At 36.7% G+C, this 23,648-nt stretch carries 24 protein-coding genes; 22 read left to right on the top strand and 2 right to left on the bottom strand.

Features of this window, described 5'->3' with window-relative positions; all coding sequences use genetic code 11:
* The 6 genes from trpB (at position 1) to LWE_RS08250 (ending at position 6,559) form a co-directional block, all read left to right on the top strand.
* Positions 1–1,203, top strand: a complete 1,203-nt coding sequence (trpB, locus tag LWE_RS08275; protein WP_011702428.1) for a tryptophan synthase subunit beta — start codon at positions 1–3, stop codon at positions 1,201–1,203.
* Positions 1,196–1,969, top strand: a complete 774-nt coding sequence (gene trpA, locus LWE_RS08270; protein WP_011702427.1) for a tryptophan synthase subunit alpha — start codon at positions 1,196–1,198, stop codon at positions 1,967–1,969. Before trpB ends, trpA begins: the two co-directional genes overlap by 8 nt.
* A 70-nt stretch (positions 1,970–2,039) precedes the next feature.
* Positions 2,040–2,477, top strand: a complete 438-nt coding sequence (locus tag LWE_RS08265; RefSeq protein WP_011702426.1) for a hypothetical protein — start codon at positions 2,040–2,042, stop codon at positions 2,475–2,477.
* Positions 2,478–2,558: 81 nt separating this feature from the next.
* Complete coding sequence (locus LWE_RS08260; RefSeq protein ID WP_011702425.1) at positions 2,559–4,172, top strand: putative polysaccharide biosynthesis protein; 1,614 nt, start codon at positions 2,559–2,561, stop codon at positions 4,170–4,172.
* Positions 4,173–4,282: 110 nt separating this feature from the next.
* Entirely contained in the window at positions 4,283–5,896 is a 1,614-nt protein-coding gene (locus LWE_RS08255) for a putative polysaccharide biosynthesis protein (RefSeq protein ID WP_041176351.1), read from the top strand.
* A gap of 9 nt (positions 5,897–5,905) precedes the next feature.
* Positions 5,906–6,559: a phosphatase PAP2 family protein gene (locus LWE_RS08250; RefSeq protein ID WP_011702423.1), complete on the top strand. Its 654-nt coding sequence runs from the start codon at positions 5,906–5,908 to the stop codon at positions 6,557–6,559.
* A gap of 34 nt (positions 6,560–6,593) precedes the next feature.
* Here the strand turns inward: LWE_RS08250 and LWE_RS08245 are convergent, their stop codons facing one another.
* Positions 6,594–7,424 carry an NAD(P)H-hydrate dehydratase gene (locus LWE_RS08245; RefSeq protein WP_011702422.1) on the bottom strand — a complete coding sequence of 277 codons (831 nt, stop codon included), beginning with the start codon at positions 7,422–7,424 and terminating at the stop codon, positions 6,594–6,596.
* Between the two features lie 104 nt (positions 7,425–7,528).
* On the opposite strand from LWE_RS08245, the gene LWE_RS08240 reads away from it, so the two are divergent.
* The 9 genes from LWE_RS08240 (at position 7,529) to LWE_RS08200 (ending at position 15,472) form a co-directional block, all read left to right on the top strand.
* The gene (locus LWE_RS08240; protein WP_011702421.1) at positions 7,529–7,942 is read left to right on the top strand and encodes an NUDIX hydrolase; all 414 of its coding nucleotides are present in this window, start codon (positions 7,529–7,531) and stop codon (positions 7,940–7,942) included.
* A gap of 74 nt (positions 7,943–8,016) precedes the next feature.
* Positions 8,017–9,429 carry a dipeptidase PepV gene (gene pepV, locus LWE_RS08235; RefSeq protein ID WP_011702420.1) on the top strand — a complete coding sequence of 471 codons (1,413 nt, stop codon included), beginning with the start codon at positions 8,017–8,019 and terminating at the stop codon, positions 9,427–9,429.
* A gap of 112 nt (positions 9,430–9,541) precedes the next feature.
* Positions 9,542–10,411, top strand: coding sequence for a D-amino-acid transaminase (gene dat, locus LWE_RS08230; protein WP_011702419.1), 870 nt, complete (start codon positions 9,542–9,544; stop codon positions 10,409–10,411).
* 222 nt (positions 10,412–10,633) lie between these two features.
* On the top strand, positions 10,634–11,074 hold the full coding sequence (locus tag LWE_RS08225) for a MarR family winged helix-turn-helix transcriptional regulator (protein ID WP_011702418.1): 441 nt from the start codon (positions 10,634–10,636) through the stop codon (positions 11,072–11,074).
* Complete coding sequence (mdrM, locus tag LWE_RS08220; RefSeq protein ID WP_011702417.1) at positions 11,071–12,540, top strand: multidrug efflux MFS transporter MdrM; 1,470 nt, start codon at positions 11,071–11,073, stop codon at positions 12,538–12,540. Before LWE_RS08225 ends, mdrM begins: the two co-directional genes overlap by 4 nt.
* A gap of 206 nt (positions 12,541–12,746) precedes the next feature.
* The gene (locus LWE_RS08215) at positions 12,747–13,529 is read left to right on the top strand and encodes a phosphotransferase family protein (RefSeq protein ID WP_011702416.1); all 783 of its coding nucleotides are present in this window, start codon (positions 12,747–12,749) and stop codon (positions 13,527–13,529) included.
* Positions 13,530–13,535: 6 nt separating this feature from the next.
* Positions 13,536–14,180 carry a tRNA (guanosine(46)-N7)-methyltransferase TrmB gene (gene trmB, locus LWE_RS08210; RefSeq protein ID WP_011702415.1) on the top strand — a complete coding sequence of 215 codons (645 nt, stop codon included), beginning with the start codon at positions 13,536–13,538 and terminating at the stop codon, positions 14,178–14,180.
* 61 nt (positions 14,181–14,241) lie between these two features.
* Positions 14,242–15,090: a YtnP family quorum-quenching lactonase gene (locus LWE_RS08205; RefSeq protein ID WP_011702414.1), complete on the top strand. Its 849-nt coding sequence runs from the start codon at positions 14,242–14,244 to the stop codon at positions 15,088–15,090.
* 133 nt (positions 15,091–15,223) lie between these two features.
* On the top strand, positions 15,224–15,472 hold the full coding sequence (locus LWE_RS08200) for a metal-sensitive transcriptional regulator (RefSeq protein WP_011702413.1): 249 nt from the start codon (positions 15,224–15,226) through the stop codon (positions 15,470–15,472).
* 80 nt (positions 15,473–15,552) lie between these two features.
* Here the strand turns inward: LWE_RS08200 and LWE_RS08195 are convergent, their stop codons facing one another.
* The gene (locus LWE_RS08195) at positions 15,553–15,864 is read right to left on the bottom strand and encodes a PepSY domain-containing protein (protein WP_011702412.1); all 312 of its coding nucleotides are present in this window, start codon (positions 15,862–15,864) and stop codon (positions 15,553–15,555) included.
* A 209-nt stretch (positions 15,865–16,073) separates the two neighbouring features.
* Between LWE_RS08195 and LWE_RS08190 the strand changes: the two genes are divergently transcribed.
* From LWE_RS08190 to murC, 7 genes are all read left to right on the top strand, one after another.
* The gene (locus LWE_RS08190) at positions 16,074–17,147 is read left to right on the top strand and encodes a M42 family metallopeptidase (RefSeq protein ID WP_011702411.1); all 1,074 of its coding nucleotides are present in this window, start codon (positions 16,074–16,076) and stop codon (positions 17,145–17,147) included.
* The gene (locus LWE_RS08185; protein ID WP_011702410.1) at positions 17,140–17,358 is read left to right on the top strand and encodes a hypothetical protein; all 219 of its coding nucleotides are present in this window, start codon (positions 17,140–17,142) and stop codon (positions 17,356–17,358) included. Before LWE_RS08190 ends, LWE_RS08185 begins: the two co-directional genes overlap by 8 nt.
* A 112-nt stretch (positions 17,359–17,470) precedes the next feature.
* Positions 17,471–17,782: a thioredoxin family protein gene (locus tag LWE_RS08180; RefSeq protein ID WP_011702409.1), complete on the top strand. Its 312-nt coding sequence runs from the start codon at positions 17,471–17,473 to the stop codon at positions 17,780–17,782.
* Positions 17,783–17,815: 33 nt separating this feature from the next.
* Positions 17,816–18,616, top strand: coding sequence for a DUF1444 domain-containing protein (locus LWE_RS08175; RefSeq protein WP_011702408.1), 801 nt, complete (start codon positions 17,816–17,818; stop codon positions 18,614–18,616).
* A 5-nt stretch (positions 18,617–18,621) separates the two neighbouring features.
* A complete protein-coding gene (gene ytpR, locus LWE_RS08170) occupies positions 18,622–19,239 on the top strand; it encodes a YtpR family tRNA-binding protein (RefSeq protein WP_011702407.1) in 618 nt (205 codons plus the stop codon).
* 309 nt (positions 19,240–19,548) lie between these two features.
* Entirely contained in the window at positions 19,549–21,894 is a 2,346-nt protein-coding gene (locus LWE_RS08165; protein WP_011702406.1) for a DNA translocase FtsK, read from the top strand.
* A gap of 294 nt (positions 21,895–22,188) precedes the next feature.
* Complete coding sequence (murC, locus tag LWE_RS08160; protein ID WP_011702405.1) at positions 22,189–23,532, top strand: UDP-N-acetylmuramate--L-alanine ligase; 1,344 nt, start codon at positions 22,189–22,191, stop codon at positions 23,530–23,532.
* The last annotated feature ends 116 nt before the right edge of the window (positions 23,533–23,648 follow it).

Here is a 23,648-nt window from a genome sequence, read left to right as displayed (position 1 = left end):
ATGACTTATCAAGCGCCAGACGAAAATGGCTTTTATGGAAAATTTGGTGGCAGATTTGTGCCAGAGACATTAATGAAAGCAGTAATAGAATTAGACGAAGCATATCGGGCTTCCAAAACAGATTCAGCATTTCAAAAAGAATTGAACTACTATTTAAAAGAATATGTGGGACGAGAAACACCGCTTTATTTTGCAGAACAATTAACTGCTCATGCTGGTGGAGCAAAAATTTATTTGAAACGAGAAGATTTAAATCATACGGGTGCGCATAAGATTAATAATACCATTGGTCAAGCTTTACTCGCTCGTCAAATGGGCAAACACAAAGTTGTAGCCGAAACTGGTGCAGGCCAACATGGTGTCGCAACAGCAACAGTAGCAGCACTTTTTAATATGGAATGTACTATTTTTATGGGGGAGGAAGACGTTAAACGCCAATCTTTAAATGTTTTTAGAATGGAGCTGCTTGGAGCAAAGGTAGTAAGTGTGAAAGCAGGAAGCAGAACATTAAAAGATGCAGTAAATGAAGCGCTCAGGTTCTGGGTTGCGAATGTGGAAGATACGCATTATATTATGGGATCCGTTCTTGGGCCACATCCATTTCCTGAAATTGTGCGTGATTACCAAAGTGTTATTGGAATAGAAGCTCGTAAGCAACATATGGAAAAAGAGGGCAAACTTCCTGAAGCAATCGTGGCTTGTGTTGGCGGCGGTAGTAACGCGATGGGTTTATTTTATCCTTTTGTAGATGATTCTTCTGTTCAAATGCACGGTGTGGAAGCGGCAGGACATGGTTTGGAAACAGAATTTCATGCAGCAACGATTTCAAAAGGAGAAATTGGAATTTTGCATGGTGCGATGATGGATGTCTTACAAGATGAAAATGGTCAAATTTTGGAAGCATTTTCGATTTCAGCTGGTTTAGATTATCCGGGTATTGGTCCAGAACATAGTTTTTTCCGTGATTTAGGACGTGCAGAGTATCATTCTGTTACAGACGATGAAGCAGTGGAAGCTTTTCAACTTTTATGTCGTACAGAAGGGATTATTCCAGCACTTGAAAGCTCGCATGCAATTAGTTATGCAGTCAAACTTGCTAGCAAGATGCGCCCAGAGGAAAGCATGGTTGTTTGTTTATCCGGTCGCGGGGATAAAGACGTTAATCAATTAAAAGAACGATTGGAGGAGCAAGCTAATGACTAAAACATTAACAAAAAAAATATCGAATAAAAAGCATGCTGCTGTGGTTACTTACATTATGGGGGGAGATGGTGGTTTAGATAATTTAGAAGAACAGTTATTATTCCTTGAAAAATCAGGTGTAAGCGCGATTGAAATTGGGATTCCGTTTTCTGACCCAGTTGCCGATGGTCCAATTATTCAACTTGCAGGATTGCGAGCTTTAAAAAAGCAAGTTAGCCTAGAAGCTATTTTAAATAAACTAGCAACGAGTCAAGTGCAAATTCCGCTAATTATTATGAGCTACATTAATCCGATTTTTCATTTAGGAATTCCAAAATTTGTTGAAATGGTACAAAAAACACCAGTAAAAGGACTAATTATACCTGATTTACCTTATGAACATCAAACGCTTATTACGCCAGAACTTGAAGGAACAGATATTGCGCTCATTCCACTCGTTTCCCTTACAAGTCCCAAAGAGCGCCTGAAAGAAATTGCTAAACAAGCAGAGGGTTTTATTTATGCTGTAACAGTGAATGGAACAACAGGTGTCAGAAATAAATTTGATACACATATAGATACACATTTAGCTTATTTAAAAAGTATTAGTCCAGTTCCAGTTCTTGCCGGTTTTGGTGTCTCTTCTATTGAACATGTGGAAAAATTTGCGCATGTATGTGATGGTGTGATTATCGGAAGCAAAGTGGTGCAAATGTTACATGAAAATAAAAAAGCAGAACTAGGAACGTTTTTACAAAAGGCAGCAGAAGTTCGAATCGAAAACTAAAAATTACTTACAATTTCTCTTTAAATATGGTAAAGTCTGGTGTATAGAATGTTAAAGAGGAGTTGTAGGGATGTCTGTTGAAGTTAAACCAGAGCATGCTAGAATGTTCAATAACACAAAGAATGTCACACTTGGAATAGCCATTGTATCCGCTATTCAAGCTGTATTAAGTACGATTTCTATCGTAAGTCTTTTTGGACTACAACAAAGAAAAGAAGTGCTTGCTAATGCACATGCAACCGCGATTGTTCAGAATATGATTATGACAACAACTATTATGGCTGTTCTTTGTATTGCATTTACCGTTATGTTATTTCTTTCTTTTAATAAACTTAGAAAAGGTATTATCATCACGCCAATTGTCTATTATTTATATATTGCTTTTACTATTCTTGGTATTGTTTTATCCATGATTAATAGTGGTGTACAAGTTGTTTCGCTTATTTTACCAGCAGTACTACTTGCTTTAAGTGTCATTTGTATTTTAAATCTTAGACGAATGCGATAAAAGTAGTAATGTAAAGATGATTTTTACATCATACATAATATAAAGTCTTAAAAGAAAAAATCAATAGAGGTAATAGAAATTATGAGTTCAAAACTAATGCGAGGAACGGCTGTACTGACAGCAGGAACTTTGTTGTCGAAAATTTTAGGGATTTTATATGTGATTCCATTTTATTGGATTGCTGGCGGGGAAGAGGCAACTATTCTCTATCAATACGGTTATGTGCCGTATCAAATTTTCTTAAATATTGCAACGGCAGGAGTCCCTCTTGCTGTTGCCAAATATATATCTAAATATAATTCGTTAAATGAATATGCTTTAAGTCAAAGATTATATAAATCAAGTACCTATTTAATGATCTTTACTGGGATTATTAGTTTTTTGATTATGTATATTTTTGCACCATTACTAGCAGGAATGCAAGAAGTCAGTGGTGGGACGAGCATTGAGGATATTACGACGGTTATTCGTGCTGTAAGTTTTGCATTACTTATTATTCCGGTAATGAGCTTACTTCGCGGTTATTTTCAAGGGTTTCATTCGATGGGACCGTCTGCTGTATCCCAAGTAATTGAGCAAGTAGCTAGAATTGTCTTCTTACTTGCTAGTACGTATATTGTGCTTCACTTAATTGGAGGAAGTCTTGTAACGGCTATGAGCTTAGCAACGTTTGCGGCTTTTGTTGGTGCTTTTTTCAGTTTAGTATGCCTTATTTGGTATTATCGCAAACGAAAACCAGGTATTCAAAAAATGATTGCTAGCAGTGAGAATAAGCTGCAAGTTTCTACGCTGCATTTGTTGAAAGAAATATCCATTTCTGCTGTACCTTTTATTATTGTAGGAATGGCAATGTCGCTTTATCAACAAATTGATTTGTTCACATTTGCGCGAGTTTTAACGTATGATGGCATGTCAGGGAAAGCAGCAGAAGATTTACTTTCTATTTTCAACTTCTCGGTTCAAAAAATCATTATGATTCCGGGGACGTTAGCGTTGGCATTTTCGATGACACTGGTTCCTTTAGTAGCAGCTTCTTTTCATAAAGGACGTATTCGAGAAGTTCATCATCATTTAACGGCTGTGTTTCAAGTATTATTATTTTTAGTAGTACCTGCATGTTTAGGGATTGCATTTTTGGCAGATCCGCTTTATACCATTTTTTACGGGTATAATGCAGATGGTTCCATGTTACTTAGTTTTTTTGCGCCATTTGCCATTTTCTTTTCATTATTTAGTGTGACGGCGGCGATTCTTCAAGGAATTGACGAGCAACGTTATACGGTTCTAAGTTTACTGCTTGGATTATTAACGAAATCTGTATTACAAATGCCTTTAATCTTACTTTTTGGAGCAAAAGGTGGAGCTCTTGCAACAGGGCTTGGATATATAGTTTCTGTTATTTTCACTATTTTCATTATAAAAAAATACGCTAATTACTCATTTAAATATATTATCAGAAGACTAGTATTAATTCTTGGTATCAGTTTTATTATGCTTCTTAGTGTTTGGATTATCTATCACGGATTAATTTTATTTTTAAATCCGCATGCAAGATTAACAGCTTTAATTATTGTTTTTGTTTCTGCTGGTGTTGGAGCTTATGTGTATGCGTTTTTAGCTGCAAAAGCTGGTTTACTCAACTATATTTTAGGTGATCGGATGTATAAAATTCGTAAAAAACTGCATTTAATTTAAGCTTTTTATAAAGAGCAAGCCGATAATTATTTTGGTTTGTTCTTTTTTTTTAAAAGAGTTAATGGTAAAGTAAACAAGGATGTATAATTTAATGTAAAGGAAGTTAGATGATGGGTTCAAAACTGCTCAGGGGAACATTTATTCTGACGCTTGGGACATTAATCTCCAAAGTGCTTGGAATATTATATGTGATTCCGTTTTATGCGATTATTGGAGGAGATGAACCAGCACTTCTATATAATTTCGGTTATGTACCGTATCAATTATTCTTAAGCATTGCAACTGCTGGGATCCCGCTTGCTGTTGCCAAATATATAGCGAAATATAATGCGATGGAAGAGTATGCAGTAGGGCGACGCTTATTTAAAACAGGTGTCTATTTAATGATTTTTTCGGGAATTGTTTGTTTCCTTGCAATGTATGGACTTGCTCCAACTCTTGCTCGGATGCAGCAATTAGAAGGCGGATATAGTTTGGCAGATGGAATAAAAGTTATTCGTGCGGTTAGTTTTGCCTTGCTGATCATACCAGTAATGAGTTTACTTCGTGGTTTTTTCCAAGGATATAACTCGATGGGACCATCTGCTGTATCCCAAGTTTTAGAACAAGTTGTACGTATTGTATTCTTGCTTGCTGGAACTTTTATCGTCATGTATGTCCTTGATGGAAGTGTAGTTACTGCAATTAGTATCGCTACGTTTTCAGCATTTGTGGGTGCTTTTGCGAGTTTGCTCTTATTGCTTTGGTATTTTTACAAACGAAAACCTGGACTGGACCGAATGCTTTTAGAAGATAGAGGAACGGTGAAAATCTCTATTCCAACTTTATATAAAGATATTATTCTTTCGGCAATTCCCTTTATTATAGTTGGATCGGCTACTTCGCTTTATCAATTAATTGACCAATTCACTTTAGGAAGAGTGCTAGAATACATTGGAACAGCACCTGATTTGGTTAATTCATTTGTCGCGATTATTAACTTTGATGTACAAAAATTAATTATGATTCCAGGGACATTAGCAATTGCATTTTCCATGGCACTTGTTCCACTTGTAACTGGTGCATATGTACGAAAAGAGTATGCGCAAGTGAAGCGCCAACTCAATGATGTCTTTCAAATTTTACTATTTTTAACGATTCCTGCTTGTTTCGGAATTGCGATGTTAGCTAGGCCATTGTTTACTGTGTTTTTTGCACCTAGCGATAATGGAACAGCACTTTTACAATTATTTGCACCAATAGCTATCTTATTCTCTTTATTTAGTGTTTCAGCCGCAGTTCTTCAAGGGATTGATGAACAACGTTTTACAGTACTTGGTTTATTACTAGGTTTACTAGCAAAATCTGTCCTGCAAATGCCACTTATAATGCTATTTGAAGCTCAAGGATCCATTATAGCTACTGGGATTGGTTATGCGGTTTCTTGTATCTTTATGTTATTTATTATTAAAAAATATGTTCGTTTCTCTTTTAAAGTTATTTTGCGGCGAACGGTGCTTTTCTTAGTAATCACAGCTCTGATGGGTGTTCTTGTAATAGGTCTATATTTGGGACTTTCCAATTTTATTAGTCCAAACCGAAAAATGTCAGCATTCCTTTTGACGATGATTTGTGGTGGAAGTGGCGCTGTTTTCTATGGTTATATGGCATTCAAACTACATTTATCTGATAAATTATTTGGCCCAAGAGGCACAAGATTACGTGAAAAATTAAGAATTCGCTAGGAGGATTGTATGAAAAAAACACCATTTATAATTAGTGGATTTGCCCTCCTTGGATTTATTTTCTTTATGGTAGGGGTTATGACTGGAGCGGGTTGGATCCATAGTTTTGATGATTACTGGAATAGTATTATTCGTGTTGGAATTACAGATACAAAAACGACGATAATTTCCTACTTAACCGATATTGGTGGCGTGGCGACTGTTTGTATTTTAACTGTAGTTGTTATCGCTTCACTTGTGTTGAAGCATAAAGTTGATATGGCGATTTGGTTTGGCGGAATAGTCTTAATAGGTGGCGCACTTATTCCGTCTATTATTAAAAATATTGTTCAACGACCAAGACCAACATATAAATTAATTGAACAAGGAGGCTTTAGTTTTCCAAGTGGACATTCCACTGGATCCACGGTTTTTTATGGAATGCTAGCTTTCTTTTTAATTCTTTATGTTAGTCACAAGTGGCTCCGGTTGCTGATTGGGATTTTTATGCTAGGTCTTGTATTGTTTATTATGTATTCCCGCGTTTATTTAGGTGTTCATTTCCCAAGTGACGTTGTAGCAGGTTTCTTTATCGGAAATGCTGTCCTTTTCAGCGGAATAGGTTGTTACTTTATATGGAATGAAAAATTAACTTTATGGACTAGAAAATTTAAAAAAGCATAGAAAAAATCCTCCCTTTTTAACGGGGAGGATTTTTTTAAGCGTGTTCGTCTGTTTCGCTAAAAATTTTTAAATATGTTGGTAGTTCTTCGGCGATTTCAGTTGGTAACACAACATAACGTTTTTTCGCTAAAATTTCTCCGATGTAGCTATGAAGAAAAACGGCAGCGAGTGTGCCTGTAATTGGTTTTTCTGTTTGTGCCATTAACCCACAAATCGTTCCTGCCAGCGTATCACCCATACCACCTGTTGCCATAGCAGGAGTTCCATACATATTTTGCCAAACTGTTTCACCGGAATATACTTTTGTACGGTGGCCTTTGAGAACTATTGTTGCATCTAAAGCTATTGCGGCATCTAGCATTGTTTCCGCATTAGGTACTAAAACTTTAAGCCGTTCCCATTCTCCCAAATGTGGTGTAAAGGTAAGCTTGGATGCGGGGTGCGAAATTTCTCCCTTAGCATATATAGTAATACCATCACCATCAATAATTATTTGCTGATGTTCAGTTGATTTTTCTAATACCAAGCGAAAAATTTCTTCTGCATGAGCATCTAGCCCAAGACCTGGACCAATTAAAATGGTATCAAATTGACTTATTTGGTCACTTAAACTAGTGATATTTTCATAGTCAATGAACATACATTCAGGAATTCTTGTTTGAAGGGCGGGGCGGTTAACACTATCAGAAGCAACCGTTGTTAAACCTGCACCACTTTTGACACAGGCTTCTGCAGCCATAATAGCAGCACCGCCAAATTGCTTATTTCCAGCGACAATTAAAACGCGTCCATAATCTCCCTTATGTGTTTCATCTTCTCGTTTTGGAATCCATGCACACATTGCTTTCGGTGTAATCTTCTTCACTTTTGTAAAACCTCCTTATGACACTGGCATTTATCTACTCAACCGGGTAAAATAAAGAACAGATAAATCATGTTTATCTTAAATGAAAAGGAGGCTTTTGTAAAATGAAACCTATATATCCTGCTGTAAAAGCAGTTATCGTAAAAGATGGCCAATTTTTAGCACTCAAAAAAAGAGGCGTAGAAGGAGAAGTGTTTGAACTTCCAGGAGGGCGCATGAATTACGGCGAAACTCATGGAGAGGCCCTTTTTAGGGAGGTTTATGAAGAAACGAAGCTACAGGTCCAGCCGTTTATCCTATATGATACATGGGAATTTTTCCACGAAGACTACCAAATTACAGGAGTCATCTATTTAGTAGAAATGCCAGAAGAAGGAGAAATCGAATTATCCGATGAACATGAGGAATACCGTTTCTTACCACTAGAAAAAGAAAGCTTAAATATCATAGATGTAGTATTTTCTAGCCGGATGGAACGTTGGGATTTTGAAGCAATTAAAGGTTTTATGAAAAAATAGATAGTTCCGGCTTCCAAGCTACGTAAAAAGAGTTTACAATAGAGAAGATAAGTTTGAAGGAGGGAATAACAATTATGACAGAAATTAACTGGCAAAAAGAAGTGGAATCTCGTAAAGATGATTTCCTAGAAGATTTAAAAGGGCTTCTTCGCATTCCAAGTGTTCGCGATGATAGTAAAAAAACAGAAGATGCACCGTTTGGACCAGACGTTAAACGCGCACTCGACTATATGATTGATCTTGGTAAAAAAGATGGCTTTACCGCAAAAGAAGTTGGAAATGTAGCGGGACATCTTGAATATGGACAAGGAGAAGAACTGGTTGGCGTTTTAGGACATGTCGATGTTGTTCCAGTTGGGGACGGCTGGACGAATGGACCGTTCGAGCCAACATTACGCGACGGCAAATTGTACGCTCGTGGAGTTGCCGATGACAAGGGCCCAACAATCGCTGGCTATTACGCATTAAAAATCATTAAAGAATTAGGGTTACCACTTTCTCGTCGGATTAGAATCATTGTTGGTTCGGATGAAGAAAGCGGCATGAGCTGTGTAGAACGTTATTTTGAAACAGAAGAACAACCAACCCTTGGTTTTGTTCCTGATGCTGAATTTCCAATTATTCACGCTGAAAAAGGTATTTCGGAACTCGATGTATCTTTCAAAGATGGGGAAGCAAGTGGTGAAGCAGCGTTCCGTTTACTTAGCGTAGAATCAGGTGAACGCTACAATATGGTGCCTGATCATGCAACAGCTATAATTGAAGATGTAAAAGATTTTGATAAAGTAGCAAGTGCATTCAAAACATTCCTAGCGAACCATCCAGTAGAGGGAACGTTAGAAGAAAACGGTAAATCTGTTAAAATTAACATCGTCGGAAAATCCGCCCACGCGATGGAACCAAATAATGGCGTAAATGCTGGCCTTCATTTGGTAGCTTTCCTTGGTAAATTTAAATTAACTGGAGCTGCAAATGATTTTGTGACATTTGGTCGTGACTATCTATTTGGCGATTCTCGTGCAGTAAAACTTGGTATTAGTTACGAAGATGAAGAAAGCGGCGAGCTAACAATGAACGTTGGTGTCATTCGTTATGACGTAGCAGAAGGCGGTAAATATGGACTGAATTTCCGTTATCCTGTAACAGCTAACATGGACAAACTAAAAAATAAAATGCAAACAGTGGTATATGAATATAACGCGCAATATACGCATTATAGTGATTCCAAACCACTCTTTGTACCAAAAGACCATCCACTTATTCAAACTTTACAAGAAGTTTATACAAAACAAACAGGTGAAGAAGCTACTTTACTAGCAATTGGTGGCGGGACTTATGCGCGTCATATGGAAACAGGAGTAGCGTTTGGCGCACTGTTCCCAGGCCGTGAAGACACGATGCACCAAAAAGACGAATTTAGCTATTTTGATGATTTATTGAAAGCTACTGCAATTTACGCAGAAGCACTTTACAAATTAGCGAAGTAAGGGTTATAATTGAAAAAATTAACTGCTGCAAAGCTTAGTTTTGTGGCAGTTTCTTTGTTTCAGTAAGTTTTTAGATAGTTCCAAAAATTAAATACGCAAGGAGAGACTTGAGATGAAAGTATTGGTAAATAACCATTTAGTGGAGAGAGAAGAAGCCACTGTTGACGTGGAAGACCGCGGATATCAATTCGGGGATGGTGTATATGAAGTAGTTCGTCTGTATAATGGAAAATTCTTTACATATGATGAACATATTGATCGCCTATACGCTAGCGCCGCAAAAATCGACTTAGTTATTCCTTATTCCAAAGAAACGTTACGTGAATTATTAGAGAAATTAGTAGCTGAAAATAATATTAGTACTGGTAATGTCTATTTGCAAGTAACTCGAGGTGTTCAAAAACCACGTAATCACGTGTTCCCAGATGATTACGCACTAGAAGGTGTCTTAACTGCCGCAGCTCGTGAAGTACCTCGTAATGAGCGTCAATTTGTAGAAGGTGGAACAGCAATTACTGAAGAAGATATACGTTGGTTACGTTGCGATATTAAGAGTTTAAATCTACTTGGAAATATTTTAGCTAAAAACAAAGCACATCAACAAAATGCATTAGAAGCAATTCTTCACCGCGGAGAACAGGTTACTGAATGTTCAGCTTCCAATGTTTCTATTATTAAAGACGGTGTACTCTGGACACACGCTGTTGATAATTTAATTTTAAATGGTATTACGCGTCAAGTTATTTTAGATGTAGCGAAAAAGAATGGTATTCCAGTCAAAGAAGCTGATTTTACTTTAACGGATCTTCGAGAAGCGGATGAAGTATTCATTTCCAGCACCACAATCGAAATTACGCCAATTACCCATATTGATGGTGTACAAGTAGCTGATGGAAAACGTGGTCCAATTACTGCGCAACTTCATCAATACTTTGTTGAAGAAATCGTACGTACATGTGGCGAATTAGAATTTGCAAAATAATAAGTGTGAGCCTTCCTTTTTTAGGAAGGTTTTTTTAACACCTTCTACCTATGTAAAAAATTATATAACTTTTTTATTCGTTGAAACCACTTCATTGTGTCCGCTTTCAGCTGTGAAAGTACTGTTTTAAGCAATTGACAAATTTTTTTGAAGGTGTATAATTCAAAAGGCTAATAGTTCGTATGCGAAATATTTGCTAGCGAACAATATGGAGGGAAGTTAATGGACGAAAAGTTAGTGAAAGAAGTTATCTTTTCTTTTCGTGAAGTGCAACGAAAGACACATCATGTACTAGCGGAAGAAGCAGCAAACAGAGAAATAACTACCACACAATTACTAGCAATTAGAGAATTACAGAAAGAGTCAGAACTAACACTAGGAGAACTTGCAGACCGGATGAAACTAGGTAAAAGTACTGTTTCTGGCATAGTCGACCGATTAGTGAAGGCTGGATTTTTAAAACGCACAAGGAATGAGAGCAATCGCCGCGCGCTTAGCTTAGAATTAACTGAAAAAGGAGCTACGAAAGCGGCGGAAACTTATCATGTATTTTTCAATCGTTTAGAACCTATTTTAGAAATTGGAGAAGATAAGTTAAAAGAAATGCTAGAAGTACATCAAGAGATTATTACTATTTTAGAAAGGGAAGGTGCACGAGATTGAATATGAAAGCAGCAAGTACATCAGTGAAGCGTAACGGTATTTTAATAGTTATGCTTATGGGCGCCTTTGTTACAATTCTCAACCAAACGTTGATGAATGTCGCGCTACCAAGCATCATGAAAGATTTTGGAATTACGGCAAGTCAAGGACAATGGTTGTCAACTGGATTTATGTTAGTGAATGGTGTCATGATCCCAATGACCGCTTTTTTAATTGAACGATTCACAACTCGACAACTTTATTTATTCGCGATGGTTACATTTGCCATTGGTACAGCGATTGGTGGATTTGCAACAGATTACACAATGCTTATTGCAGGTCGTATGGTACAAGCAGTTGGTGCTGGGATAGTAATGCCACTTCTAACTGTTGTAGTATTAAATTTATTCCCGATGGAACGAAGAGGGCGAGCGATGGGCTTGATTGGTTTAGCCATGAACTTTGCTCCAGCGATTGGTCCGACTCTCTCGGGTTGGATTGTTCAAGAATATGATTGGCGCAATTTATTCTTCATAATTATTCCTTTTGCAATACTTGATATTATCGTTGCTATTTTCTTACTTAGAAATGTTGGAAAAAGAACATTCCCGAAACTCGATATTCTTGGCGTTATTATGTCGACGGTTGGGTTCGGTAGTTTATTACTTGGATTTAGTAATGCCGGAGACCACGATTGGTTAACGTGGAAAGTAGCTGGATTTATTATTCTTGGTTTAGTAGTACTTGGAATATTTATTCGTTATCAATCAAGCAATAAAGCACCACTTCTTAACTTTAGAGTATTCAAAAATACAACTTTTGCGCTTACAACAGCTATTAGTTTCTTTGTAGTGATGGGACTTTTTGGAGGGATGTTATTATTACCGATTTTCTTACAAACTGTTCGAGGATTTTCGCCGCTTGAATCTGGATTAGTACTACTACCAGGAGCACTTGTTACAGCCGTGCTTTCTCCTGTAACTGGAGTTATGTTTGATAGATTTGGTGCAAAATATTTATCCTTAGTAGGTTTAATTATTATGGCAGGTTCTACATTCATGTTTACCAATTTAGATGAATCTACTACGTTGACCTTTATTATTATTGTCCAAACGATTCGTTCTGCGGGTATGGCAATGGTTATGATGCCGCTTCAAACTGCTGCTCTTAACTCATTACCACTAGAAATGGCATCTCACGGATCGGCGATGTTTAATACAATGAGGCAAGTTGCTGGCTCCATTGGTACAGCTGCATTAATTACGGTCATGTCCAAAAGTGCCGCTAGTTTTGCTGACAATCTTGGTCCAGCAGATGTGATTGGCAAAACGAAAACAGAGATTGCCAACCACGTGCTTATTCACGGAATTGAAACGGCCTTTTTAGTAGCGGGAATACTTTCTGTCGTAGCTTGTATTTTAGCACTTTTTATCAAAAAAAATAGAAGTGCAATGGACCCAATCGTTACAAAAACGGAAAAAGCATAAAATAGAAAAAGCCCATTCCTTTCATCGAGAATGGGCTTTTTTTATGGAAAAAAGGAATATATTAAAAAAAACCAAGAGAACGAACATATGTTGACTTGACGAGAGAGCCTAAGAGAAGTAAAATCATGAATAGTTACCAATTTGTTCGGAAGTGAAATACGAGGGATAATGAAGTTGCAAAGAGCTAATCAAAGGTGTGCATGTAAATGAAAGATAACTTTTTTGGGAGAGAATATGACATAGCGCCGGCTGGAGGGGAAACTGGCCAAGCATTTGTTGCAACACATGAAGACGAAAAATTCTTTTTAAAAAGAAATTCTTCGCCTTTTTTAGCAGCGCTTTCTGCCAAGAATATTGTTCCTAAATTAATCTGGACAAGACGGGTAGAAAATGGAGATGTTATAACCGCGCAAAAATGGATTAATTGTCACATTTTAACACGTGAAGAAATGGTTGGTCCAAGAGTAGCAAAACTTTTAGCTAAAATTCATCACTCAGAAAATCTCCAACATATGCTAGAAAAAATTGAAAACTGTTATTTTTCTGCCACGCAATTATTGGCTCGTCTTAAAGCAGAAATCTCTGCAAAGAACGAGATCAATACTGGAATGCTAGATGCGATTCAATATTTAGAAAAAAATGTATCAGCTGTTGAAACAACGGATTATGTTGTTTGTCACGGTGATGTGAATCATAATAATTGGATTATATCAGAAGAAAATGAATTATTCCTTGTTGATTGGGACGGTGCCATGCTTGCTGACGCTGCGAATGACATAGGGATGATATTATATCAATATGTGCCACGTGCTGATTGGAATAATTGGCTTTCTCATTATGGAACTAAATTAACGAATGAATTACATCGTAAATTAAAATGGTATACAATTTACCAAACTGTTATGCAACTTACGATTAATCAATCAGAAGAAGCATACGAACGAGCAAAACAAATTTTTCAAAATGCAATGGAAGATGATGAGGTGTAACGAAAGATGCGTGTAAAACATAAACCTTGGGCAAAAGATCGCTTGGAAGAATTTCCAGCGATTTACATTAAAAACCCAGAAGATTTTAAAGGACGCTGGCAAGAGGTGTTCGGAAATAATAACCCAATTCATATCGAAATCGGATCGGGCAAAGGTCAATTCATTAGTGGCATGGCCAAAGCAAATCCAGAAATTAATTATATTGGTATCGAAATGATTGAAAGTGTCTTAGTTTCAGCGCTTGATAAAGCAATAGAAGCAGATGTTCCTAATTTGCGCCTTGTAGCTAGAGATGCCAAATTACTTGAAGAATGCTTTGAAAAAGGAGAAATAGCACAAATTTATTTAAATTTCTCTGATCCTTGGCCGAAAAAACGTCATACGAAACGTAGATTAACTAATCCGACTTTCTTAACTATTTATGAGCGATTACTGCCAAAAGCAGGGGAGATTCATTTCAAAACCGATAATCGTAGTTTGTTCGAATATTCGTTAGTAGCTTTTTCAGAATATAATATGTTACTAACTTTTGTTTCGCTTGATTTGCATAATAGTGATTACGAAGGAAATATTAAAACTGAATACGAAGAAAAATTTTCAGCTAAAGGATTCCCAATCTATCGTCTTGAAGCAAAATTTGATAGAAATTAAATAGGATAAACCAGGTGCAATTGCTGCATCTGGTTTTTATTTTTAACTGGAGGCGTTACAAGTGGATTCAATTCAAATAGGAGAAATAAAAATATATTGGTTACGAGGAGGATATACTCATTTTGATGGTGGGGCGATGTTCGGTGTTGTACCCAAACCTTTATGGACAAAAAAATATCCAGCGAATGAAAAAAATCAATTAGCCAACGTTACAGATCCAATGTTTTTTAAATACCTAGGGAAAAATTATCTCATTGATAGCGGGCTAGGGAACAATCGTCTTACAGATAAACAAAAACGTAACTATGGCGTGACAGAAGAGTCATATGTATTAGAAAATTTAGCTGAACTAGGTGTTGCGCCAGAAGATATTGACTATGTTCTAATGACGCATTTGCATTTTGATCATGTATTAGGTTTAACAGGCGTTTCGAAAGAGGGGTATTACTCTATTTTTCCGAATGCGGAAATATGGACTTCTGAAATCGAATGGGATGAAATGCGACATCCGAACATCCGTTCAAAAGCAACTTATTGGCAAGAAAATTGGCAAGCGATAGAAGGGCAAGTTCGCACTTTTTCAGTAGAAAAGCAATTTAGTGATGCAGTTAAAATGACACATACGGGTGGACATAGTGCTGGGCATTCGGTTGTTTGGTTTGACTCCAACGATGAAAAAGCGATTCACATGGCAGACATTTTTCCGACATTTGCTCACCAAAATGTTTTATGGGTAACTGCGTATGATGATTATCCAATGACTTCTATCTCCGCAAAACAAGCAATTTTTAAACAAACATTCGGAAAAAATTATTGGTTTTTATCTTATCATGACGCCAGATTTCGCGCAGTTAAGATCGCCGAAAACGGGGAAATTGAATCTGAATTGAAAATAGAACATCGAAATTAAGAAGTGATATTTCACTTCTTTTTTTGAGGGTATTTATATTTTATGTTATTATATAGATTGTAAAGTATTTATTAGAGCCAAAAAAGCAACCAGGGCAGGGGGTTATATAACGGTATACTATAAGGGGGTATATATGGATAACGGACAAAAGAAAGCGTTAGTAACAAGATTTGCAAAAATAGAAGGCCATGTACGCTCGATAAAAAATATGACAGAAGATGAACGCGATTTAGAAACGATTATGCAGCAAATTGCCGCAGTCAAAAAAGCCATGGATGCAGCAGCGAAATTAATTTACACAGAACAAATGAAGGAATTAATCGAGCAAGGCGAATTAGACGAAACAGTTATTAAAAAGAAAATTGATAGTTTTATACGATAAAAATTTGCGCCAAAATATGATTAAGTCTTATTTTGGCGCAAATAGAAACGACCCCTAAAATTAGGAGTCGTTTTAATTTTTTATGCTAAATAAACATCAATAATTGTTCCTGTGTTAGCGTCTGCGATAAATTCGAATTGTTTTTTCTCACCTTCACGAATGCAAGTGATGCCACCGTGATAGACAAAAGTGTCAATCGCAAATTTTTTGTAATGTTGTTTTTTTAATTGAATCCATGACCCTTCAATTGGTCCTTCTTGTTTGAAGGCATCTTTTACTCTTTCTAAGATGACGTCTCCAGAAATTGTTTTATCGCTAAGTAAATAATGATAAACAAGGTGTCCAGCCGCTGCTCCTGCTCCAACGCCTGCAATGAAAGCTTTCCAGTTCATCGCTTTTCCTCCCTAGTGTTTGCTATTCTTTTTAAAAAATGCCTTAGTAAAAGTTACTACGAACATCTCTTTTAATCATTATACTACAAATTTTTGATTATAAAAGGATTTTTGAACACGCTTTCGATAAAAAGGAAGAGCGAAGCGAGCGCGGATGGATATTATTTGCTATAATAAAAGAGATTTCAGACGAAAAGAGATGATTATTAATGGAAAAAGAAACGCTAGCAATGTTTAAAGAATTAACGGAACTTCAAGGAACTTCAGGTGATGAACATAGAATTCGTGCATTCATGCGAAAAGAGCTTGAACCTGTTTCCGATGAAATTATTCAAGATGGCTTAGGTGGTATTTTTGGTGTGCGTCATGGAGCGACTGATGGTCCGCGGGTACTCGTTGCGGCTCATATGGATGAAGTTGGTTTTATGGTTACGCAAATTACAGATAACGGTCTGCTTCGTTTTCAAACGATTGGCGGATGGAATCCACAAGTTTTACAAGCACAGCGAGTACAAATCATGGCGCCGAATGGTCCGGTAATTGGTGTAGTTGCTTCAGTTCCGCCGCACCTATTATCAGAAGCGGAACGCAGTAAACCGACCGATCCGAAAAACTTGCTTATTGATATCGGTGCAGATGATAAAGCGGATGCGGAAAAAATTGGTATTAAACCAGGGCAATTTATCGTTCCTGTAGCAGAATTTACACCACTTGCGAATCCAAAGAAAATTATGGCAAAAGCATGGGATAATCGTTATGGTGTCGGGCTTGCCATTGAACTGATGAAAGAATTGAAGGGCGAGCCATTACCAAATACACTTTTTGCTGGAGCGAACGTGCAAGAGGAAGTTGGATTGCGCGGGGCTGGTGTGAGTGCGAATATGATCAAACCGGATCTGTTTTTTGCGCTTGATGCGAGTCCGGCTAATGATACAACGGGAAATAAATCCCAATTCGGTCAAATTGGACAAGGGTTTTTATTGCGTATCTTTGATCGAACAATGATTATGCACCGTGGTATGCGTGAATTTTTACTAGACACAGCTGAAACAAATAAAATTCCATACCAATATTTTGTTTCGCCTGGTGGGACGGATGCTGGTAAAGTTCATACCTCGCTAAGTGGTATACCGAGTGCGGTTATTGGTGTACCAGCTCGATATATTCACTCATCTAACTCGATTTTACACGTAGATGATTATGCGGCTGCGAAGGAAATGATTACAACGCTTATTCGTGGTTTGGACAAAACGACTTTTGAAACAATAAAAAACAATGCGTAAAATAATTGGTAAACCAGTTTGGATTGTTGGGATCTTGCTTTTAGTGTCGAGTTTATTATTTTTAATAGGCTATGCTGTAGGGATTTCGTATTTTCGAAATTCGGAACTTGGCTGGATTATCACGACTCTTGTAGCGGGGATTATTACATTAATAGCTGCTTTTATTAACGATTATTTAGAAAAGAAAAAAGCACGTTCTAAAATACGGTGAAAAAGTTTGGCTCTTCAATGGAGCCGGGCTTTTTTCTTGAGCGTTATTCTGGACGAACGTGCCACTAACCGTTAGGATTTAACTAGAATGAAAGAAGAAGGAGCATGTGAAAATGAAAAATTTGGAATCTGTAGAACAATTTGACGTTATTAAATCTGAAGGTAAATCTGTTTTTATGTTTAGTGCAGATTGGTGTGGAGATTGTAAATATATTGAACCGGTTATGCCTGAAATCGAGGCTGAAAATGAGGATTTCACCTTTTATCATGTTGATCGTGATGAGTTTATTGATTTATGTGCGGATTTAGCTATTTTTGGAATTCCTAGTTTTCTTGTGTTTGAGGATGGGGAAGAAGTAGGTCGTTTTGTGAGCAAAGATAGAAAAACAAAAGAAGAAATTAATGATTTTTTAGCTGCTATTTAAAAAAGTAGCTGTTTTATGGAAGGGGAGGCGCTTATGGCGAAAATGACAACGCTAAAAATGAAAGAACGACTAGAAAAAGAATTAAAGGCGCCGAATCGTCAATTTGCGTATAACCGAGATAATGATACGCTTTCAATTACGCAAGATGGGAAAAAGGTGACATTAACTATTCCGCAGATTATCGCAAACTATGAAAATGATGGCGATGAGGCAATTGAAAAAATTATCTATTATGTAGAAGAAGGTTTTCAAGCTGCATCTGGTAAGGTGGAACTTCGGAATAATCAATCAAATATTTACCCAGTAGTGCGCGCGACCTCATTTCCCGTTGAAACGAAAACTGGTGAAAGATTATTGGCGGATGAACATACTGCGGAAACAAAAATCTTCTATGCGTTTGACTTAGGTAAATCTTATCGGTTTATCGAAGAAAGTATGCTTGAAAAAGAAAATATAACGCGAGAACAAATAAGAGAATTCGCTTTTCAAAATCTAGCCAAGTTAGATATTCCGTTAAAAAAAGATTCGGTTAATGGAAATGATTTTTATTTTGTTCGCACAAATGATGGTTATGATGCTAGTCGTTTGTTAAATGTCAATTTTCTTCGTGATATGCGCGAGAAATTAACAGGCGAAATGGTGTTGGCTGTACCGCATCAAGATGTTTTAATTATTGGAGATATTCAAGATAATACAGGTTATGATGTTTTGGCTCATATGACAATGGATTTCTTCGCAGACGGGCTTGTACCGATTACCTCTTTGCCATTTGTCTATAATAATGGTAAACTTGAACCGATATTTATAATGGCAAAAAACAGATTAAAGGAGTAGAAGACGTGATAGTAAACGCATTTTATAATGAAAAAGGGGTAGGGGACACTCTGCTAATTGAAACAGGTGAGGTTACTTTTTTAAATCGCGAATGGGAGCGCCGTTCTGATGTTGCTCGGATTTTTGATCGTGAAACAAAAGAAGTAGCTGGATACAATATTTTTAACAGCTCAAAATACTTTGATATTACTGCGAATGGTAAGGTGGAATTGACGGAAGAATTAGTTGCGTTAATGAATCAAGTTATCGAAAAAGCTGGATTCGAACCTGAAATTGTTGCTGATTTATCTCCTAAATTTGTAGTGGGGTATGTGGAGTCAAAAGAGAAACATCCTAATGCTGATAAACTAAATGTATGTCAGATTAATGTAGGAGAAGAAGTATTGCAAATTGTCTGTGGTGCCCCGAATATTGAGGCAGGACAAAAAGTTGTTGTAGCGAAAATTGGTGCAGTGATGCCAAGTGGTTTGATCATTAAACCATCTAATTTACGAGGAGAAGATTCGTTTGGTATGGTATGTGCAGCGCGTGAACTTGCAATTCCTAATGCACCTACTGAAAAAGGAATTTTGGTTTTAGAAAATACTGCTACACCTGGAGAAGAATTTTCGGTTAATTTTTAAATAAATGATTATTTTTTAGCGCCTGATGCTATTTCAGGCGTTTTTTTATTGCAATTTATTATAGATTGTGAAACTTCCTATATAGTAGAACAATATATTGTCAATTGTACACAATTTAATATAAAATTGTACAAAAAATGAATAATTTTGAGGGTATAATAAAAACTTATATTAGGTTTGAATGCAGTAATATCAAGGTATTATAACGAATATGACTCAAAAAATGACGATTTCACAATTTTGTCATAGATTATTTTGTTTTTGTCTGTTAAAATCAAACAAGAAAATTAAATTGTAGGGTGATAATGAATGGGATGGTTTAAAGATTTTTTCTTTGGCGATATGGACGAGGAAATAGATACATATGAAAATACGCCTACTAAAAAAGTAGAAAAGAAAGTTGAGCGCGCGAGTGAAGTGGCGCCGAAATCAAACGTTACAGCAATTAAAACAAAAGAACGTACTATAAGAAAAGAACGACCAATGCCATCTAAGACTATGCCAAAGCAAAAACAACTACAACCAGTAAAACGAAATGTGAAAACACAAATGGTATATCAATATCCTAAAGGTGAATTTCGATTCCCGTTAATACCTGATAAACCAGTAAACCAACCAAAACAATCACAGACACAACCAAAGAGAAATATACGTCAAAATACTGAGCAACCAATCGCAAAAGAAGAAGTGCGTAAACGTCCTTTTGCGGCAACTGATGTGCCATCTCCGGTATATGCATTCAATAAACGTCCAAGTAAATTCGAATTTGCTGTTTCTCAAGCGGAAGAAATACAAGAAGAGTTAACTATCCCACCAGTTGATTCACCTGAATTTGCTGAGGCAGAAACCATTGCTTTTGATACTGAAATTGAAAAACAAATTGAAGAAACTTATCCAGATGAAGTCGGGGTAGAGGAAATAGCAGCAGAAGAACCAATTTTGGTCGATGAAGAAGTAGAAACGGTTGAAGAAGCACCGAAACGCGTTACTCTCATTCAAGAAGAAGCAAACCAACCAACAACGTCGTCTGCCAAAAAACAACACGTAGAAACAAACAGGCAAGAACAAATGCTAAAAAGTAGAATTCCATTTAACGTAATGATGGTTAAAAAAGATAAACAGGCTCTTCAAAAAGAACAAACAACGGAAATCATCCCAGAAAAAACGATAAAAACTGATAACTCACAACCAACTAGCGAACAAGTAGAAAAAACAGTGATAGCAGATAACCAAACCGACTATCAATTTCCGTCATTTGGTTTGCTTCATCCGCCAGTATCGAAACGTGAAGATGATTCCTGGCTACAAATGCAACAAGAAATGCTAGACGAAACATTAGAAAATTTCAATGTTCAGGCAAATGTTGTAAATAGAACGCAGGGACCAGCTGTTACAAGATTTGAAGTACAACCAGAAAAAGGCGTAAAAGTGAGTAAAATAACTAATTTAACAGATGACATTAAACTAAGCCTAGCAGCAAAAGATATTCGTATTGAAGCACCAATCCCAGGAAAGAGCACAGTGGGTATTGAAATTCCGAATCAAACGAGTCGTCCAGTTATGCTTTCTGAATTAATGAACACAGAAGCTTTTCAGTCTTCTGCCTCACCACTAACCGCGGCACTTGGACTAGATATTTCAGGAACACCCATTATTACGGATTTGCAAAAAATGCCCCATGGTTTAATTGCGGGTGCAACAGGGTCAGGTAAAAGCGTGTGCATCAACTCATTACTTGTGAGCCTGCTGTATAAAGCAACACCAGATCAATTGAAGTTACTTTTAATTGATCCAAAAATGGTCGAACTAGCACCTTATAATCGTATTCCACATCTTGTAAGTCCAGTCATTACTGATGCAAAAGCAGCAACTGTCGCGCTAAAATGGGCTGTGGAAGAAATGGAACGTCGTTATCAACTCTTTAGTCATACGGGAGTCAGAAACATGGAAAAATATAATGAGTATGCAAGTCATCCAGATCATACTGGAGAAAAATTACCTTATATTTTAATTGTTATTGATGAATTAGCTGATTTAATGATGGTTGCGCCAAATGATGTAGAAGAATCTATTAGTCGTATTGCTCAAAAAGCTCGTGCATGCGGCATTCATATGATTGTAGCCACACAGAGACCATCTGTAGACGTTATTACAGGTCTTATTAAAGCGAACATCCCAACACGTGTTTCTTTCTCTGTATCGTCGCAAATCGATTCTAGGACGATCCTTGATGCAAGTGGTGCTGAGAAACTTCTTGGAAAAGGGGATATGCTCTTCTTACCAAGCGGTGCAAGCAAACCAGTCCGCTTACAAGGAACATTCGTGAGTGATGAAGAAATCGATGCGGTTGTTGCCCATGTTCGCAGTCAAGGCGAGGCGAATTACATTTTTGAAGAACAAGAATTACTTGTAAAAGAATCTGTTAAAGAAAACACCGATGAATTATTTGAGGAAGCTTGTGATTTTGTTTTAAGTCAAAATGCTGCATCCACCTCTTTATTACAAAGACATTTTAGGATAGGGTATAACCGAGCAGCTAGATTAATGGAATCGCTTGAAAATCATCAAATCGTTTCTGGAATAAATGGTTCCAAGCCACGAGATGTTATTATTACTAAAGACCAGTTGGCTAAACTTAGAAACAAAGAAACTTAATTTTGTAGTACTAAACTAACATGATTACTAATAAGTTTTGTATTTTATGGCAATTTTCATGAGTAATTTATCTTATATTTGGTGAAAGATTTTTCTATTTACATGGAAAGTGATATAATAAGCTGGTGAATTATTGGCTAACCAAGAATAATAACTTAAAACACAATTGGAACGTAAGATGATGTCTAGAAAACGGAAGCTCTATACTGTTTTCAAAGTTAAGACTTAGTGCTTAACAGTTAACATGTTTTTTTTAGGCACCCTCTTCAAGATAAATTAATGGGGGTTCAAATAATGACTATCTATCATTTTGTTGGAATAAAAGGATCAGGAATGAGTGCACTTGCTCAAATCCTGCACGATAAAGGTTTTCAAGTGCAAGGTAGTGACGTAGATAAATATTTCTTTACACAAAAAGCGTTGGAAGAAAAACAAATTCCAATTATGACTTTTTCGGCAGATAATATCAATGAAGGCCTAACAATCATTGCTGGGAATGCATTTCCAGATACACATGAAGAAATTGAACGCGCGCTGGAACTTGGTCTTCCAGTGATTCGATACCATAAATTTTTAGGTCAATTAATTGATGGTTATACTAGCATTGCTATCACTGGCTCGCACGGAAAGACATCCACAACGGGCCTTCTTTCTCATGTTGTTGGCGCGATTCGTCCGACTTCCTACTTAATTGGTGATGGAACTGGTAGCGGAACGAAAAATGCCCAATACTTTGCACTCGAAGCATGCGAGTATCAACGCCATTTCCTTGCATATAAACCAACTTATGCCATTATGACAAATATTGATTGGGATCATCCAGATTATTTCAAGAGCGTGGATGATGTATTTAATGCGTTTGAAACACTAGGCAAACAAGTGAAAAAAGCTGTATTTGCTCTGGGTGATGACGAAGAATTACGCAAATTATCCTTAGATATTCCGATTATTTATTTCGGTTTTGATGAAGAAAATGAATTCCAAGCCAAAAATGTTATTAAAGAAACAACAGGAACACGTTTCGATGTATATCATCGTGATGAGTTTTTAGCTTCTTTTGAAATCCCAGCTTACGGAGATCATAATGTATTAAATGCCTTAAGTGTCATTGCTCTTTGTGATTATGAAGGTTTACCAGTTGAAGCTGTAAAAAAAGAATTAAAAACATTTGAAGGTGTAAAAAGAAGATTTAGCATTACGGAAAAAGGCAATCAAGTTTTAGTTGATGACTATGCCCACCATCCATCAGAAATTCGCGCAACGGTGAATGCTGCTAGACAAAAATATCCAGATAAAAAAGTTGTTGCTGTGTTTCAGCCCCATACTTTTACACGGACACGCACATTCTTACAAGGTTTTGCAGATAGCTTAAACCTAGCAGATGAAGTTTACCTTTGTGATATTTTCGGTTCAGCCCGTGAAAAAACTGGTAATTTAACCATTGCTGATTTAGCGCACAAAACAAAAGGAAATCATATTATTAAAGAAGAGCATACGGAAGAATTACTGAAATATCCTGGCGCCGTTATTTTATTCATGGGAGCAGGAGATGTTCAAAAATTCCAAGCCGCATATGAAAAAGTACTTGATAATGAAGTTGTAACAAAATCTGACTTCAAAAAAAGTGCTATTAATTAATAAGGAAGCATGCCAAATAGGTGGCATGCTTTTTTCTTATTTATAATTAGTATAAATAAAGCTTTACACTATTTCAGAGGTGTATTAGAATATACTATGTGATACAAAATACAACT

The sequence above is a fragment of the Listeria welshimeri serovar 6b str. SLCC5334 genome (genome assembly GCF_000060285.1).
Classification (GTDB): Bacteria; Bacillota; Bacilli; order Lactobacillales; family Listeriaceae; genus Listeria; species Listeria welshimeri.
The sequence above is the reverse complement of the archived record's forward strand: the minus strand, read 5'-3'. Positions and strand labels throughout refer to the sequence as shown.